This is a genomic window from Hymenobacter sp., assembly GCF_036388155.1.
Classification (GTDB): Bacteria; Bacteroidota; Bacteroidia; order Cytophagales; family Hymenobacteraceae; genus Hymenobacter.
Window position 1 is genome coordinate 1 of sequence record NZ_DASVSI010000039.1, and the last position, 13,547, is coordinate 13,547.

12 protein-coding genes and 1 pseudogene are annotated in these 13,547 nt (G+C 58.9%); 5 read left to right on the forward strand and 8 right to left on the reverse strand.

Going from position 1 to position 13,547, the window contains the following annotated elements; all coding sequences use genetic code 11:
- Window positions 1-100: 100 nt before the first annotated feature.
- Together VF629_RS05870 and VF629_RS05875 are read right to left on the reverse strand one after the other, a co-directional pair.
- Entirely contained in the window at window positions 101-1,039 is a 939-nt protein-coding gene (locus VF629_RS05870; protein ID WP_331057527.1) for a GNAT family N-acetyltransferase, read from the reverse strand.
- An 11-nt stretch (window positions 1,040-1,050) separates the two neighbouring features.
- Entirely contained in the window at window positions 1,051-1,296 is a 246-nt protein-coding gene (locus VF629_RS05875; RefSeq protein ID WP_331057528.1) for a Kazal-type serine protease inhibitor domain-containing protein, read from the reverse strand.
- 249 nt (window positions 1,297-1,545) lie between these two features.
- On the opposite strand from VF629_RS05875, the gene VF629_RS05880 reads away from it, so the two are divergent.
- Window positions 1,546-1,983: a CsbD family protein gene (locus VF629_RS05880; protein WP_331057529.1), complete on the forward strand. Its 438-nt coding sequence runs from the start codon at window positions 1,546-1,548 to the stop codon at window positions 1,981-1,983.
- Window positions 1,984-2,121: 138 nt separating this feature from the next.
- Entirely contained in the window at window positions 2,122-2,478 is a 357-nt protein-coding gene (locus VF629_RS05885; protein ID WP_331057530.1) for a YtxH domain-containing protein, read from the forward strand.
- Window positions 2,479-2,922: 444 nt separating this feature from the next.
- On the opposite strand, the gene lysS is transcribed toward VF629_RS05885, so the two are convergent.
- The 6 genes from lysS to VF629_RS05915 form a co-directional block, all read right to left on the reverse strand.
- Window positions 2,923-4,479: a lysine--tRNA ligase gene (gene lysS / locus VF629_RS05890; protein ID WP_331057531.1), complete on the reverse strand. Its 1,557-nt coding sequence runs from the start codon at window positions 4,477-4,479 to the stop codon at window positions 2,923-2,925.
- A gap of 214 nt (window positions 4,480-4,693) precedes the next feature.
- Window positions 4,694-5,782: a hypothetical protein gene (locus VF629_RS05895; protein ID WP_331057532.1), complete on the reverse strand. Its 1,089-nt coding sequence runs from the start codon at window positions 5,780-5,782 to the stop codon at window positions 4,694-4,696.
- Window positions 5,783-6,049: 267 nt separating this feature from the next.
- Window positions 6,050-8,218 carry a carboxy terminal-processing peptidase gene (locus tag VF629_RS05900; RefSeq protein ID WP_331057533.1) on the reverse strand — a complete coding sequence of 723 codons (2,169 nt, stop codon included), beginning with the start codon at window positions 8,216-8,218 and terminating at the stop codon, window positions 6,050-6,052.
- A gap of 234 nt (window positions 8,219-8,452) precedes the next feature.
- Window positions 8,453-8,947, reverse strand: coding sequence for a hypothetical protein (locus VF629_RS05905; protein ID WP_331057538.1), 495 nt, complete (start codon window positions 8,945-8,947; stop codon window positions 8,453-8,455).
- Between the two features lie 541 nt (window positions 8,948-9,488).
- A complete protein-coding gene (locus VF629_RS05910) occupies window positions 9,489-9,857 on the reverse strand; it encodes a hypothetical protein (protein WP_331057534.1) in 369 nt (122 codons plus the stop codon).
- Between the two features lie 187 nt (window positions 9,858-10,044).
- Window positions 10,045-11,244 carry a proline dehydrogenase family protein gene (locus tag VF629_RS05915; protein WP_331057535.1) on the reverse strand — a complete coding sequence of 400 codons (1,200 nt, stop codon included), beginning with the start codon at window positions 11,242-11,244 and terminating at the stop codon, window positions 10,045-10,047.
- Window positions 11,245-11,391: 147 nt separating this feature from the next.
- Between VF629_RS05915 and VF629_RS05920 the strand changes: the two genes are divergently transcribed.
- The 3 genes and pseudogenes from VF629_RS05920 to VF629_RS05930 all read left to right on the forward strand — a co-directional run.
- Entirely contained in the window at window positions 11,392-12,519 is a 1,128-nt protein-coding gene (locus VF629_RS05920) for a chorismate mutase (protein WP_331057536.1), read from the forward strand.
- 96 nt (window positions 12,520-12,615) lie between these two features.
- Window positions 12,616-13,317 carry a hypothetical protein gene (locus VF629_RS05925; RefSeq protein WP_331057537.1) on the forward strand — a complete coding sequence of 234 codons (702 nt, stop codon included), beginning with the start codon at window positions 12,616-12,618 and terminating at the stop codon, window positions 13,315-13,317.
- A 29-nt stretch (window positions 13,318-13,346) separates the two neighbouring features.
- Window positions 13,347-13,547: pseudogene (locus VF629_RS05930) on the forward strand (3-dehydroquinate synthase); the annotation flags it as partial.

Sequence of the window (13,547 nt, forward strand, 5' to 3'; positions counted from 1 at the left end):
GCAGCCGAGACATCTCGCTCGCATCGTTCAACGATTGAGTTGCTACCACACGCGAGATGTCTCGGCTGCGCTCGACATGACGTTCTTGAATTCATGTGCACTACGGCTTCAGCTTCTCTAGCAGCTCAAAGGCACGTGAAGTGTATTTCCACACAAAGAAATACGGCGTTTGCACCGCGCCAAACTGCACGCGAATGCGTTCCACCGCCGGCAGCATGCTGCCCTCGAAATCGAAGCAAGGCAGGCCCAGCACTTCGCTGGCGTAGCGAATGGCTTCCCAAATGAGCAGGATGCCCGCGCCGCTCCCGCGCAAAGCCGGGTCGTCGCCGGAAAGGTGATAGTAGGCCGCCTGCTTGTCCCAGATGAGGTAGGCAGCCGAATGAATGCGCCCCTGCGCGTCCACGGCAAAGAACAACTGTCGGGCTCCGTTGACCTCCAGTGCCGCATCGTGTTGCGCAAACTGCGCCCAGGAATACGGCATGGCCAAGCCCTGGCGGTCGAAGCTGAGCTTGTTGACTTGGTAGAACTGCTCGATGGATAGGTTGTGCACCACGCGCACTTGCTCCCGGGCCTTCTGAATGTTGCGCCGAATGTTGCGATTGAGTCCCGCTTCTACTTGCGCCAAATCCTGCAAGCCGTGGAGGCGGTAGGTATAGTACGTCGTTTGGCGGTACTGCTGCCAGTAGAACGGCAGCCAGTTCGCGACAGCAGGGGAGAAGTTCTGCTTGAAAGCCGCCAGCGCAGGCAATTGCCGCAGCAACTCCTCCAGCAGCACGTGCTCCTTCTTAAGCACGCCCCGAAACTCCGGCAGCAGGTAGGGGCCCAGCCACTTCACAAAGGGCGGCATGGTGGCGTAGCGGAACGGGCCCTTTTGCTTGTAGAAGAACGGCAGCGCCGCCACCACTCGGCCCGCGTCGCGGGCCAGCACCACGTCCCAGGCACCGCCCGTCGAGCAAGCGTCCAAATACCAGGCCTGCGCAAACACCGGCACGTCCGGCGCGGTGAGGCAGAAGTCGCGGTAGTCGTCCTTGGCGGCCATCGACGCGCGGCTTACTTGGCGCCGCGCTCGGGGCAGGGGCCGCTCGTGAAGGTGCGCACGCCGGCGTTGCGGGCGGTGCAGGGGTTGGAATACGTTTGGCCGTTGCAGCCGCACACGGGGTTGTATTCCATCGTGCAAATGCCCTCTGGGTTGATTTTGCTGGCGTCGATGCAGTCGCCGACGGCCGTTGGCGACGGCTTGCGCTGGCAGGCCGAGGCAAGAAGCAAAGCAATAAATAGCACCGAAGACGTTTTCATAGCAGCCAAATTGGAACGGGCGAAGCTACGGAGCGCCGTCCGTACCCGCACGGCCCGAGCTCCAGTGCAGGGGCCGGAACGCGCTGACTGCGCACAAATTTGCCGCTAACCTCAACCCCTGGCGACGTGCTTCGTATAGGCAGCCAGACCAAACGTGGCAACAACGCAGAATTTATATTTTTGCATGTGTGGCCGCGCTTCCTCTAGCATAGAACCTTCACCCCCATTCACCCTTCATTACCCATTACCATGTCGTACCACGAAGAAGACAACAACGCCGGTAAAATTCTGTTAGCTGCTCTCGCCGGTGCCGGCGCTGGCATCATTGCCGGCATGCTCTTGGCCCCCGACAAAGGCACTGCTACCCGCGAAAACTGGAAAGGCGTTGCCACCAAATACAGCGGCCAGCTCGGCGAGCAAGCCACGAAGCTGGGTTCCGACCTCGAAGCTAAATTCAAAGAATACGCCGGCAAACTCGAAGACCTCGGCGTGACCCTGCCCGGCAGCAGCCTCAAAATCAAAGGCAACTGGGACGAGTCGAAAGGCAAGCTGAAATCGCAGTACGCCCAACTCACCGACGAAGACCTGACCTACGCCGAAGGCCAGGGCGACCAGCTGGTGGGCCGCCTGCAGGAGAAACTCGGCAAAAGCAAAGCCGAAATCACCAAATTGCTGAACGACTTGTAAGTCGACGCCTCGCCGTCACTTGCCAATCAGCCCCGCGTTGCAAGACGCGGGGCTTTTTTGTGCCCAACAAGTCGGTACCGTTTCCCGTTATGGAATAATTAGATGTTACCATTTCCTGCACCCTTCACTTCATCCCCCATGCAAGACGACAAAGGCAAAGTCATTCTCTCGCTGCTGGCCGGTGCCACGGCTGGCATCGTGGCCGGCCTGCTCCTGGCTCCCGAAACCGGCGACGAAACCCGTTCCAACCTGCGCAAGTCCGCCACCAAATGGGGCGGCGACCTCAGCAAACTCGTGAAGGATACCTTGGCCAAGGTGCAGGGCGAAACTCCCGGCCAGAGCAACCCCGACGCCGCCGTGAGCGAAGACAAGCAGGCTGCCGACCGGCTGCTGCAAGGCCTCGGCACGGGCTCGGTGTCCACCGCCCACGACCACAACGCCGACCCCGACTACGACGGCTTCGGCGACACCGCTCGCCACCGCGGTGGCCAATAGGTAGTTAAGTCAATGCCGCGAAAATATTTTTACTTTTTTTCGCGCCTTTGTAACCTCCCCCTTAACACCCCCGTAAAAACCAACATAATCGCCTTGAAAGAAGGCCGAAACGTATTACTTGTAAAATTGCCGACCGTAGGAGCTTCTACTGAAATTGGTTAAACAACTCAGTAGTAAAATCAGACGTGTCCATCGCAAGCTTCTCGTAAAAACAGCGGTTTGAAGGGTAAGACGATTATAAAAAGAAAAGCCCCGCACGACATTTCGTGTGGGGCTTTTCGATTTTAGGGGCCATCATCTTGCCAATCGAAAACGTCATGTCGAGCGCAGCCGAGACATCTCGCGTGTGGTAGTAACTCTTTTCTTACAATCGAATTACTGCCTCTGGCGAGATGTCTCGGCTGCGCTCGACATGACGTTTTTTCGGTAGGACGGGCGAGATGCTTACTTCTCCTCTTTCTCGGCTTTTTCCTTTTGCACGTTCTCCGGCTTCATCTGCGGGAAGAACAGCACGTCCTGAATGGAGTGCGAGTTGGTCATAATCATGCTCAGGCGGTCGATACCGATGCCCAGGCCGGCCGTGGGCGGCATGCCGTACTCCAACGCGCGCAGGAAGTCGTCGTCGAGCACCATGGCTTCGGTGTCGCCGCGCTTGCCCAGCTCCAACTGGTCCTCGAAGCGCTTGCGCTGGTCGATGGGGTCGTTGAGCTCCGAGAAGGCGTTGCAGATTTCCTTGCCGTTGCAAATGGCCTCGAACCGCTCCACCATGCCGGGACGGTCGCGGTGCTTCTTGGCCAGCGGCGACATTTCCACCGGGTAATCGGTGATGAACGTGGGCTGGATGAGCTTGGGCTCCACGTGCTCACCGAAGATTTCGTCGATGATTTTGGCTTTGCCCATGCTGGGGTCGAGGTGTACGTTCAGCTCCTGCGCAGTGGCACGCAGCGCTTCCTCGTCCATCTCACCAATGGCCTTGCCGGTGTACTTCTCAATGGCCTCGAACATGGTGTAGCGCTGCCAGGGCCGCTGGAAGTTGATGACGTTGTCGCCCACTTGTACCTCGGTTTTCCCGTGCAGGGTTTGGGCCACGCGCTCTACCATTTCTTCCACCAAGTCCATCATCCAGGCGTAGTCCTTATAGGCCACGTAGAGCTCCATCTGGGTGAACTCCGGGTTGTGGAAGCGCGACATGCCCTCGTTGCGGAAGTCTTTGCTGAACTCGTACACGCCATCGAAACCGCCCACGATGAGGCGCTTCAGGTACAACTCGTTGGCAATGCGTAGGTACAGCGTCATGTCCAGCGTGTTGTGGTGCGTGGTGAAGGGCCGCGCCGCCGCGCCGCCGTACAGCGGCTGCAGAATGGGCGTTTCCACTTCCAAGTAACCTTTGTCGTTGAGGAAATTCCGCATCGACTGCACCAGCTGCGTGCGCTTGATGAAGGTGTCGCGCACGCTGGGGTTCACCACCAGGTCCACGTAGCGCTGGCGGTAGCGCTGTTCGGGGTCGGTGAAGGCGTCGTAAGTGGTTACCTCACCGGTGGCTTCATCTTTATGAGTTTTTACCACGGGCAGGGGGCGTAATGCCTTGGCCAGCAGCTTCAGCTCCGTTACGTGCACCGAAGTTTCGCCCACCTGCGTTTTGAACACGTGGCCTTTCACACCGATGAAGTCGCCCAAGTCGAGCAGTTTCTTGAACACCACGTTGTAAAGCGTCTTGTCTTCGCCGGGGCAGATTTCGTCGCGGTTCACGTACAGCTGTATGCGGCCCGACGTGTCCATCAGTTCCGCAAACGAGGCTTTGCCCATCACCCGCGACGACATCAACCGGCCCGCCAAAGTCACTTCCTGGAAGTTGTTCAACTCGGGGTGGTAGTTGTCGTGAATCTCCTTGGCGTAAAACGTCACGTCAAACAGCTCCGATGGGTAGGCTTCAATGCCCAATTTCTCCAGTTCTTCGAGTTTTTGGCGGCGCAGGATTTCTTGTTCGCTGAGGTGCTGCATATGGGTGTCTGAACCACGGATTCGTGCGGATTTTTCGGATTCCACGGATTTCGTGGACGGTTGATTCAGCCGAAAATCGGTCTGTTTGCCTAGGCAAGCAGGGAGGTGGTTAATTAAAGTGAACCGCAAAAGTACGGCATGAAAAAAGCCGCTCCGAAACCGGAGCGGCTTTGCTTCAACAAAACCGGCGAAAAGCGCCAGATGTTGCGATGGCTTAGGCAGCCAAGCGGTACTGCGGAGCCTCGGCGGCAATGGCCGGGGCCGTGGGCGGCGTGGGGGCCAGCACCGGCTCGACGCGGGTGCGCAACCGGTCCTGCACGAAGCCCGCCTGCAAATGCACGGGCAGCTCGGCCACCAGCTGGCGGTAGCGCTCCAGGCCCAGGGCCTTCGCCACGTAGGTCTCGTGCACGCCGTTGAGGTAGCTCACGATGTTCAGCAGCGAGGTATGGAACAGGCGGAAGTCGATGTCGGCCTCCACGTAACGCTCAATCTCGCGGCTGGTCTGCGAAATGCGCAGGCGGCCCAGCAAGTCGAAGATGGTGGTGTAACCCAGGCGCCAAGTAATCTGCTGCCAATGGGCGGCCGTCCACTTGTCCAGGGGGCGGCCCGTCTTCTGGCTGCGGATGGCCGTGTTCGGGTTAGCCTGCACTTGCGCGCGGGTCCATTGCGCCTTCATCTTGCGCGTGGTGCGCAGGAACTGGCCAACCTGGGCCTGAGCGTCAATCTCCTTGCTGGCAATGTGCAGCCCGGCCTTGTAGCCCGCTAGCGGCAAGCGGTGAATGCTGAAGTCGCCGTAAGCGCCGGCCGCGTAGAACGACACCGGACGCGGGTAGGCGTTCTTCACCACTAGCCGGCCCACCTCGCGGCGAATCAGCTGGCCGTTGTTGCTGCGCACGCCGGTCGTGTACAGGAAAGCCTGCAAGCTCGACAGGATGGCGTGGTAGGCCTGCGGGAACGTCCAGTGGAGGGCGTTGCGCAGGAAGTTGTCGTCGCCCAGCTCGGCGGTGGCACGCAGGGCGTACTCCGTGCTCCAGCTAGTGTGCAACAGCTTGTTGAGCGTCGCCACGTCGGCGTCGTTCAGCTCCGCACTGTGGCTGCGGAAAAAGGGCAAGTTCTGGAGGCCGCCGAGCACGTCGTCGTTCTCTTGAATGTGATAGTTGATAGCGAAGAAATAGTTGAGGAAAACCTGCGCTGGGATGGATTTGCGCCAGGTTTCATCAGCTAGCTTCTGCTGTTGCTCCTCGCCGATGGCCTCCATCTGCGGATTGAGCGGGATGATGCGGGTTTCCTCTGTAGTCTTCATGATGAGTAAACAGCAATTGGCCTCGTTTTAGTTGCCTAATTACTAACTTTTTTGTCAAATTTTACTAAGATTATTTGTATTGATTTACAATGCGTTACATGATTAATTGTTACTTGATTAAAAAATAATATACTAAGACGATTTACTAACCAGGTTGTCAATTCAAAAACGTGCCGAAAAAAGCCCCCGCTCCAAATGGAACGGGGGCTTTTCCTTGCAACTTCTTGGCCGCTTACCAGCAGGCAGCGCCAAGTGCCGGCGCGGACCTTATTGCTTCAGCTCGTCCTGAATCACGGCCACCGCTTCGCTGATGGTGATGTCCTTGTTCAGGCCTTTGGTGAAGCGGGCGGCGCGGTTCAGCTTTACGGTGTCGCCAGCAGCGGCGCGCACTTCCGTCGACAGGGGCGAGAAGGCCAACGAGGTGGTCGTCTTTTGGGCCGCCTCGTAGCGGTCCGAAATGGCTTTCGACTGCTGCTCTTCGGCGCGGTAGGCGGCCAGCTTCAGCGAAACCGTGGTTTCGTCCTTGCGCTTGCGCATGCTCTTCACCATCTCGTCCATCACCTTGAAGCTGGGGTTGGCGGCCACGCGCACTTTGCTATTGGCGCGCAGCTTCTCGATGGCGGGAGGCGAGTCCCAGGGGCGGTAGCGGGCGGGCTGAATCTCGTCCCACTTCAGCGGGTAGTCCATTTCCTTTTCGCCCTCGTCGAGGTACGAATACAAGTCCGGCACCACAATGTCTGAAACCACGCCCTTGAACTGGGTCGAGCCGCCGTTCACGCGGTAGAATTTCTGGGTCGTCAGCTTGAGCGAGCCAATCGGCTTCACGCTGTTCAGCTCGGCGGGCAGGGCTTCGTCGAGGTCGAAAATGCGCTGCACGGTGCCCTTGCCGTAGGTGCTGGTCGAACCCATCACAATGCCACGCTTGTAGTCCTGCACCGCCGCTGCCAAAATCTCGGAGGCCGAGGCGCTGTACTTGTTCACCAGAATCACGAGCGGGCCGCTGTACTGCACGCGGGGGTCGTTATCGGTGAGCACCTGGGTGCGGCCCTGGCTGTCGCGTACCTGCACCATGGGGCCGGCTTCCATGAAGAGGCCCGCCATCGACACGGCGTCGGTGAGCGAGCCACCGCCGTTGAAGCGCAGGTCCATCACCAGGCCCTTCACGCCTTCGGCGTTGAGCTTGGCCAACTCTTTCTTCACGTCGTCCGAGGAGTTGCGGCCGCCGTTGTCGGTGAAGTCGGCGTAGAAGCCGGGCAGGCGCAGGTAGCCAATTTTCTGGCCTTTGTCGGTGATGACCGACGACTGGGCGTATTTCTCATCGACCACCACCACGTCGCGGATGATGGAAATAATCTTGGTGCTGCCGTCCGGCTTTTTCACCGTGAGGCGCACTTCCGAGCCTTTCTTGCCGCGAATGAGCGTTACGGCCTTCGCCGTGCGCCAGCCTTCGATGCTCACCGGCTCGGCCGCGCCCTGGGCCACGCGCAGCAGGGCGTCGCCTTTTTTCAACTCACCCTGCCGGGCCGAAGCCGAGCCGGGCATGATTTCGTCGACGTAAATCAGTCCTTCTTTCTCGCGCAGCGTGGCGCCGATGCCTTCAAAGCGGCCGGTCATTTCGTAGTCGAAATCCTCCTTGGCTTTGGGCGCGAAGTACTCGGTGTGGGGGTCGTAGGTGTTGGCAATGGTATTGGCGTAGGTCGACAACCGGTCGTTGGCGTCCACCTCGTTGAGGTCTTGAAACTGCGCGTCGTAGTATTTCAGCACCCGCTTGCGGGCTTCGGCCTCCATTTGGGCCGGGGTACGGGCGGGCTCGGCGGCGGTGGGAGCCGCGGGGTTGGCGGCGCTGGGCGCGGCGGTGGCGCCGGTGGGCTTGGGCTCGTTGGCTTTGGCTTGGGCGTCCATCATTTCCGACACCCGGCGCAGGGTTTCGTATTTCAGCAGCTTGCGCCACTGCTCGCGCTGGGCCGCTTTGTCGGCGGGGAAGGCGGCTTTTTCGAAATCGGTCTGGAAGGTTTCTTCGGTGGTGAAGTCGAAGGGCTTGGCCAGGATTTCGCGGTACAGGCCCTGCATTTCCTTGGTGCGGTCGGTCATCAGCTTGCTGCTGAGGTCGAGGAACTCGCGGGTGCCGCGCTTCACCTGGTCGTCAATCTGGGTTTGGTAGCGGCGCAGCTGCTCCACGTCCGAAGCCAGCAGGAATTGCTTGCGGTAGTCGAGGTTCTTGAGATACAGGTCAAACACCCGTTTCGAGAAAGCGTCGTCAATCCGTTCAGGCTGGTAGTGCTGCGAGCTCAGCCCGCTCAGCATGAGGCCAATCAACACTTGGTCCTTACTCGGCACTGCCGAGTCGGCCCGGCGGAACAACCGGTAAGATGCCAGAACAAACACAGCCGTCACCAAAAAGGCATACAGGCCGACTTTCAAGCGGGGAAATAACATTGCAGGAAAATAATTCGGGGGATGAAAATCAAATATACGGACGGGCCAAAGCCGTGCCGAGCCTCTTTGCTTACGTTTTAAACGCCCACGCGGGTGAAATAAGTGCCCGCATTTTTGCGCCGTGCTTCAGCTTCCATACAGACCAACTCGGCCGGGCGAAGGTTGCAATAAAAAAGCCTTTCCCAAACGGGAAAGGCTTTTTCAATCTATTCGGGCCGAAGCCCAAAGGCAAGATTAGTACTTGTAAATCTTGTCGCCGTTGTGGCGCCGGAACTCCTCTTCGAAGTACTTGGCGTCCTCTTCGTTGCGGGGTTTCACGCCCATCACGATGCCGCCACTCTTGATGCCTTGCTCGTATTCGGCAGCGTGCTCCTCGGGAATGCCCGAGCCCACCAAGGCGCCTACCAGGCCGCCCGTGAGGCCACCGGCACCGGCACCGGCCAAAGCCGCTGCCAGCGGACCGGCGATAATCAGGCCCAAGCCGGGCAGCGCTACCGAAGTGCCAATGGCGGCGATGGCACCGATGATGGCACCGGCCGTACCGCCAATGGCCGAACCCACGCCAGCACCTTCCATGGCTTTGTCGCCGAGGTCGGTGTGGGCAGTGTCATCGCCAAAGTGCGTCTTGCGGGTTTCGTCCGACATCAGCAGGTTCACGTCGTCCTTGCCATAGCCACGCGACGAGAGCGACTGGTAGGCCTTCTCGGCGCTGCTGCGGTCGCGGAACATGCCGGTCATGTTGGTGCTGGGGGTCGAGTCGTACGACTGGCCGGTTGCCGCGTGGGCGGCGTGGTCGGCGGTGTTTTGGATGCCGTCAATGCCGCGGCCTACCACGGCACCAGCCGTACCAGCTACCGAGGCCCCTTTGGCCGTGGCGCTGAAGTCGTCGCCTTCGGTTGTGTTGTTTACGTTGCCCAGCGAAGCGCCGGAAGTATTAGAAACGCCCGTGCCGCTGTCGGCGCCCGTGCCGGCGTTGTAGCTGGTGCTCTCGTTGCTGAGGCCCGTGCTGTTGCCGAAACCGGTGCCGGTGGTTTGGGTGCCATAGTTAGCGCCTGCGCCAGTACCGGTATTTTGCGGGTTGTTCGAATCGTTGGTATTCATGGTGGAAGGATTGAAAAATGTGGAAGGGAAAAACCAACCGATGGGTTAGTTGAAGTCCTTAACGGAGCCGCCTCAGTAGAGGTTACATCTCGTTCGTTTTCCAACTTTTCCCCTCTTCCTACTCCCACGCCTCCAGCGCCAAGCTTCGTAACCTAGGTGTAAATGAATATCACGCGAATTGTTGATAATTGGCTTCGTCGCGCCAGAATTCACGGCACTCGTGAATCAAGTCTTTCAAGAAATCTTCGTTTTGCTTGAGGCTACGCCATTCGCCCATGCCCATTTTCTCGCACAATTTATAAAAGTTGTCGCCTTGCCCTTTTGAGCCCTGTACTTTGACCAAGCAGCTCAGCGGCGGACGGCCCTCTTCGTGCTCGGCCATGGATATTTCCGCCAGCATTTCATTGAGCCTGGATTTTTCGTGGGAAATTTCCAAATTCAGCCCCAACTCGGCTTCCTGTACCAGCGTGAGGTAACTCACGGTTCCGGATTGTATGCGTGAATAACGAATCAAATAGGTGCGAATGCGAGCAATCATGATAGGATGTAAAATAAGCGAAAAACCGTTTTGGGGCTGAAAATTAGTGAATTTTAGCTACATAGTGCAGCTAATAATTGCACATTGAATTTCCCTTTCGCCACCAAGAGGCCCGGCCCCTACCACAATCGTTCCTAAAATCTAAAGCGGGGCCATTTTCACAAATCTTAGCCCCGAATTGCGCGCATCATCTGCCCTGACGCCGGCGAATTTCTTTCTGAACCAGCAGAAACTCCCGGCTGCTCTGGCCGGCGATGGCGGTGTTTTCGTCGGCCCGGCGTAGTAAGTAGGGCATCACGGCGTCCACGGGGCCGTAGGGGAGGTACTTGGCCGTGTTGTAGCCGGCATTGGCCAGGTTGTAGGTGAGGTTGTCGCTCATGCCGTAGAGCTGCGCAAACCACACCCGAGGGTCGTTGGGGGCCAGGCCGGCCTGCTGCATAAGCTGCGTGAGCATCAGGGAGCTGTCCTCGTTGTGCGTGCCGGCGCAGATGCTGATGTGGTCGACGTGGTCCACGCAGTAGCGCAGGGCCTCGTTGTAGAGGTCGTCGGTGGCCTGCTTGCTGGGGTTGATGGGGTTGGCCTGGCCGCGCTGCTTGGCCACGCGGGCTTCTTTTTCCATGTAGGCGCCGCGCACCAGCTTCGCCCCAATGAAATAACCGGCTTCTACAGCGGCGCGGTGCGCGGCCTGCAAGGCCTCGAGCCGGTCGTGGCGGTAGAGCTGGTAGGTGTTCCAGACAATGGCCGTTTCGCGGTTGTACTTGGCCATCATGTCGTAGGCCAGCAAGTCGATGGTGTGCTGAAACCAGCTTTCCTCGGCGTCTACGAACAGGCGCACACCGTGCTGGTGGGCGCGGGCGCACAGGGCTTCTACCCGGGCCACCGCGCGGGAGTGGGCGGCTTCCTCGTCCTTCGTGAGCAGCTGTCCGGCCTGAATCTTTTCGAGAATGGCTACGTTGGCCACGCCGGTTACTTTGAACACCGAGAACGGGATGTGGGCCGAGCGTTTGGCCTCGTCGATGGTGGCGAGGACTTCGTCGCGGGTGCGGTCGTAGCTGCGGTCGTTGCCTTCGCCTTCCACCGAGTAGTCGAGGATGGTGCCGATGTTGTACTTGCCCAGCTCGGCCGTGACGGGCCGGCACTCGGCAATGGTTTCGCCGCCGCAGAACTGCTCGAAGATGGAGTGCTTGATGAGGAATTTGGTGCCCGGAATGCCCCACTTGAGGGCCGTTTTCATCAGGCCGCTGCCGGTTTTCACCAAGCCGCCGTTGTTCATGGCCGCAAACAGGGCGTAAACCTTGCGCAACTGCGCATCGGACTTGGAAGCGAAGGCCACGCGGGTGTCTTCGAAGGAAATGGGCGGAGCCTGGGTTGGGACGGCGGGAGACATATATAGTAAGGGCTAGGAGGTGGGAATTGGGCCAGGATATGTAAGGGCGGCGAAGGTAATCTGTAAACAACGTTTCGTGGAAACGAGTTACGTTTGTCGGGCTTTTCGGCAGTGGGCCGAGCGGCGGCTTCATTTGCCTTCCTTCTAATGCCTCCCGTTCCTAATACGTTCTTCACGCGCATGTTGGCCCAAAAGGGTCAGCCCCTCCTCATTGCCGGCCCTTGCTCGGCCGAAACCGAAGAGCAGGTGCTCGCCACCGCGCACGGGTTGAAAGCCCTGGGCAAGATTGATTTATTTCGGGCGGGCATCTGGAAGCCGCGCACCCGGCCGGGCTCGTTTGAGGGCATGGGCGCCATTGCGCTGCCCTGGCTGCAGCGCGTGAAGGCCGAAACCGGCATTCCGACCACCATCGAGGTGGCCACGCCGCGCCACGTGGAAGACGCCCTGCGCCACGGCATCGACGTGCTGTGGGTGGGCGCCCGCACCACCGTCAACCCCTTCGCGGTGCAGGAGCTGGCCGACGCCCTGGCCGGCACCGGCGTGCCCGTGATGGTGAAAAACCCCGTGAACCCCGACGTGGCCCTGTGGGCCGGCGCGTTGGAACGCATGGAGCGCGCCGGCATCACGGATTTGGCGGCCATTCACCGGGGCTTCAGCACGTTTGCGCCCAGCCGCTACCGCAACGCGCCCACCTGGATACTGCCCATCGAGCTGAAAACGCGCTTCCCGCGTATCCCGCTCATCTGCGACCCCAGCCACATTGGGGGCCGGCGCGACTTGCTGCTGCCCATTGCCCAGAAGGCCCTCGACTTGGATTATGACGGCCTCATCATCGAATCGCACCCCGACCCGGACCACGCCCTGAGCGACGCCGAGCAGCAGGTGACGCCCGCGCGCCTGGGCGAGATTCTGAACGAGCTACAGTACCGCTACCGCTCTTCCAACAACGCCGAATACCTCAACAAAGCCGAAGAGCTGCGCCTGAAGATGGACGTGGCCGACCGCGAGATTGTGGAGGCCCTGGCCCGCCGCATGGCCTTGGTGGAAGAGCTGGCCGAGTACAAGAAGGAAAACAACGTCAAAATCCTGCAACTCGACCGGTGGCAGGAAATCTTCAACACCCGCACCGAGTGGGCCGACAAGCTGAACGTCAACAACAAGTTCGTGGCCGAGCTCTACAAGCTCATTCACCTGGAAAGCATCCGCAAGCAGACCGAAGTGCTGAACGGCCGCCCGCAGGTAGACGGCATCCAGCACATAGGGCCGGGCTTGTAGGCGGTGTTGTATTGCCGCTCACAGGTGTCTAATAAATTTAAGCTGGTTCCTCGATTTACGGCCGGCTGACTTTCACGCTTCTGCTTTTTTCCTCCTATGAAGCCTTTGCTGAATATGCTGCTAATTGCTGCTTCCCTGTTGGCAGCCTTGAGCGCCAGGGCTCAGGAATGGATGATGGCCCTCGATATGAGCACAATTACAGACCGTTCGATTCCCTCGACTAAAAACATAAACCGCTCTGCCCAAAGCAGCCCCGCCTCCCCGGCTTCCTTTTCATACACCCCAACACCAGCCTTAAAACAGCAGGTAGTGGTCAATTACGTAAAACATATTAAGCCCCAAAATCCACTGTTGGCAAAGGATATTCTCGGTGCCGATTACAACAAAGGATATGGGCTGCTTAATAAGGGCACCGGTCTGCAAGAAAATAACGCGGCCGACGTGGTGGCATCATTTATGCTGCTGGGCTACCGGATAATCAACGACTTATGGGACCCAAGCGGTGTCATTAATGTGTCGAGAAGCCGTGCTGTACGGGCACAGGTGGCAGGTGTGCTGGCCCACCATCCGAAAATGACCACCCCCGCAGGATGGGCACAGGTAGGCGAACAGTTCAAACTGCAAAACATGCTGATTCTTGATGAGTGGGGGAAAGTAGGAACTGTGGAAAAGCTGTTTCAAAGCGGCAGACTAATTCCCTATCAGAAGGCTGTGGCGACATTGTTTAAAAACCGGTATGGGCTGGACATAACTCAATTAAAGCTGACGGACCAGGGCTTCGTAAAAAATGAGCGTTAAGCCGCCTACCCAACCGTAGCTTTCGCACCATGGAATCTAATGTTATCATTGGGCCCGACGCCTTGCCGGCGCTGGCCGAGCTGCTGTACCGGCCGGCCGTGAGCCGCGTGTTTGTGTTGGTGGACTCCAACACCGCCCGCCGCTGCCTGCCGCTGCTCGAACCGCATTTGCCGGCTGATTATTGCCTCGTTGAAATCCCGGCGGGCGAAGAATATAAAACCCTGGCCAGC

What these genes read in the sequence shown, in the direction of transcription:
- lysS (WP_331057531.1), bottom strand. Translation starts at nt 4,479, where the DNA reads ATGCAGCACCTCAGCGAACAAGAAATCCTGCGCCGCCAAAAACTCGAA.
- VF629_RS05870 (WP_331057527.1), bottom strand. Translation starts at nt 1,039, where the DNA reads ATGGCCGCCAAGGACGACTACCGCGACTTCTGCCTCACCGCGCCGGAC.
- VF629_RS05880 (WP_331057529.1), top strand. Translation starts at nt 1,546, where the DNA reads ATGTCGTACCACGAAGAAGACAACAACGCCGGTAAAATTCTGTTAGCT.
- VF629_RS05915 (WP_331057535.1), bottom strand. Translation starts at nt 11,244, where the DNA reads ATGTCTCCCGCCGTCCCAACCCAGGCTCCGCCCATTTCCTTCGAAGAC.
- VF629_RS05885 (WP_331057530.1), top strand. Translation starts at nt 2,122, where the DNA reads ATGCAAGACGACAAAGGCAAAGTCATTCTCTCGCTGCTGGCCGGTGCC.
- VF629_RS05910 (WP_331057534.1), bottom strand. Translation starts at nt 9,857, where the DNA reads ATGATTGCTCGCATTCGCACCTATTTGATTCGTTATTCACGCATACAA.
- VF629_RS05920 (WP_331057536.1), top strand. Translation starts at nt 11,392, where the DNA reads ATGCCTCCCGTTCCTAATACGTTCTTCACGCGCATGTTGGCCCAAAAG.
- VF629_RS05875 (WP_331057528.1), bottom strand. Translation starts at nt 1,296, where the DNA reads ATGAAAACGTCTTCGGTGCTATTTATTGCTTTGCTTCTTGCCTCGGCC.
- VF629_RS05925 (WP_331057537.1), top strand. Translation starts at nt 12,616, where the DNA reads ATGAAGCCTTTGCTGAATATGCTGCTAATTGCTGCTTCCCTGTTGGCA.
- VF629_RS05905 (WP_331057538.1), bottom strand. Translation starts at nt 8,947, where the DNA reads ATGTTCCGCGACCGCAGCAGCGCCGAGAAGGCCTACCAGTCGCTCTCG.
- VF629_RS05895 (WP_331057532.1), bottom strand. Translation starts at nt 5,782, where the DNA reads ATGAAGACTACAGAGGAAACCCGCATCATCCCGCTCAATCCGCAGATG.
- VF629_RS05900 (WP_331057533.1), bottom strand. Translation starts at nt 8,218, where the DNA reads ATGTTATTTCCCCGCTTGAAAGTCGGCCTGTATGCCTTTTTGGTGACG.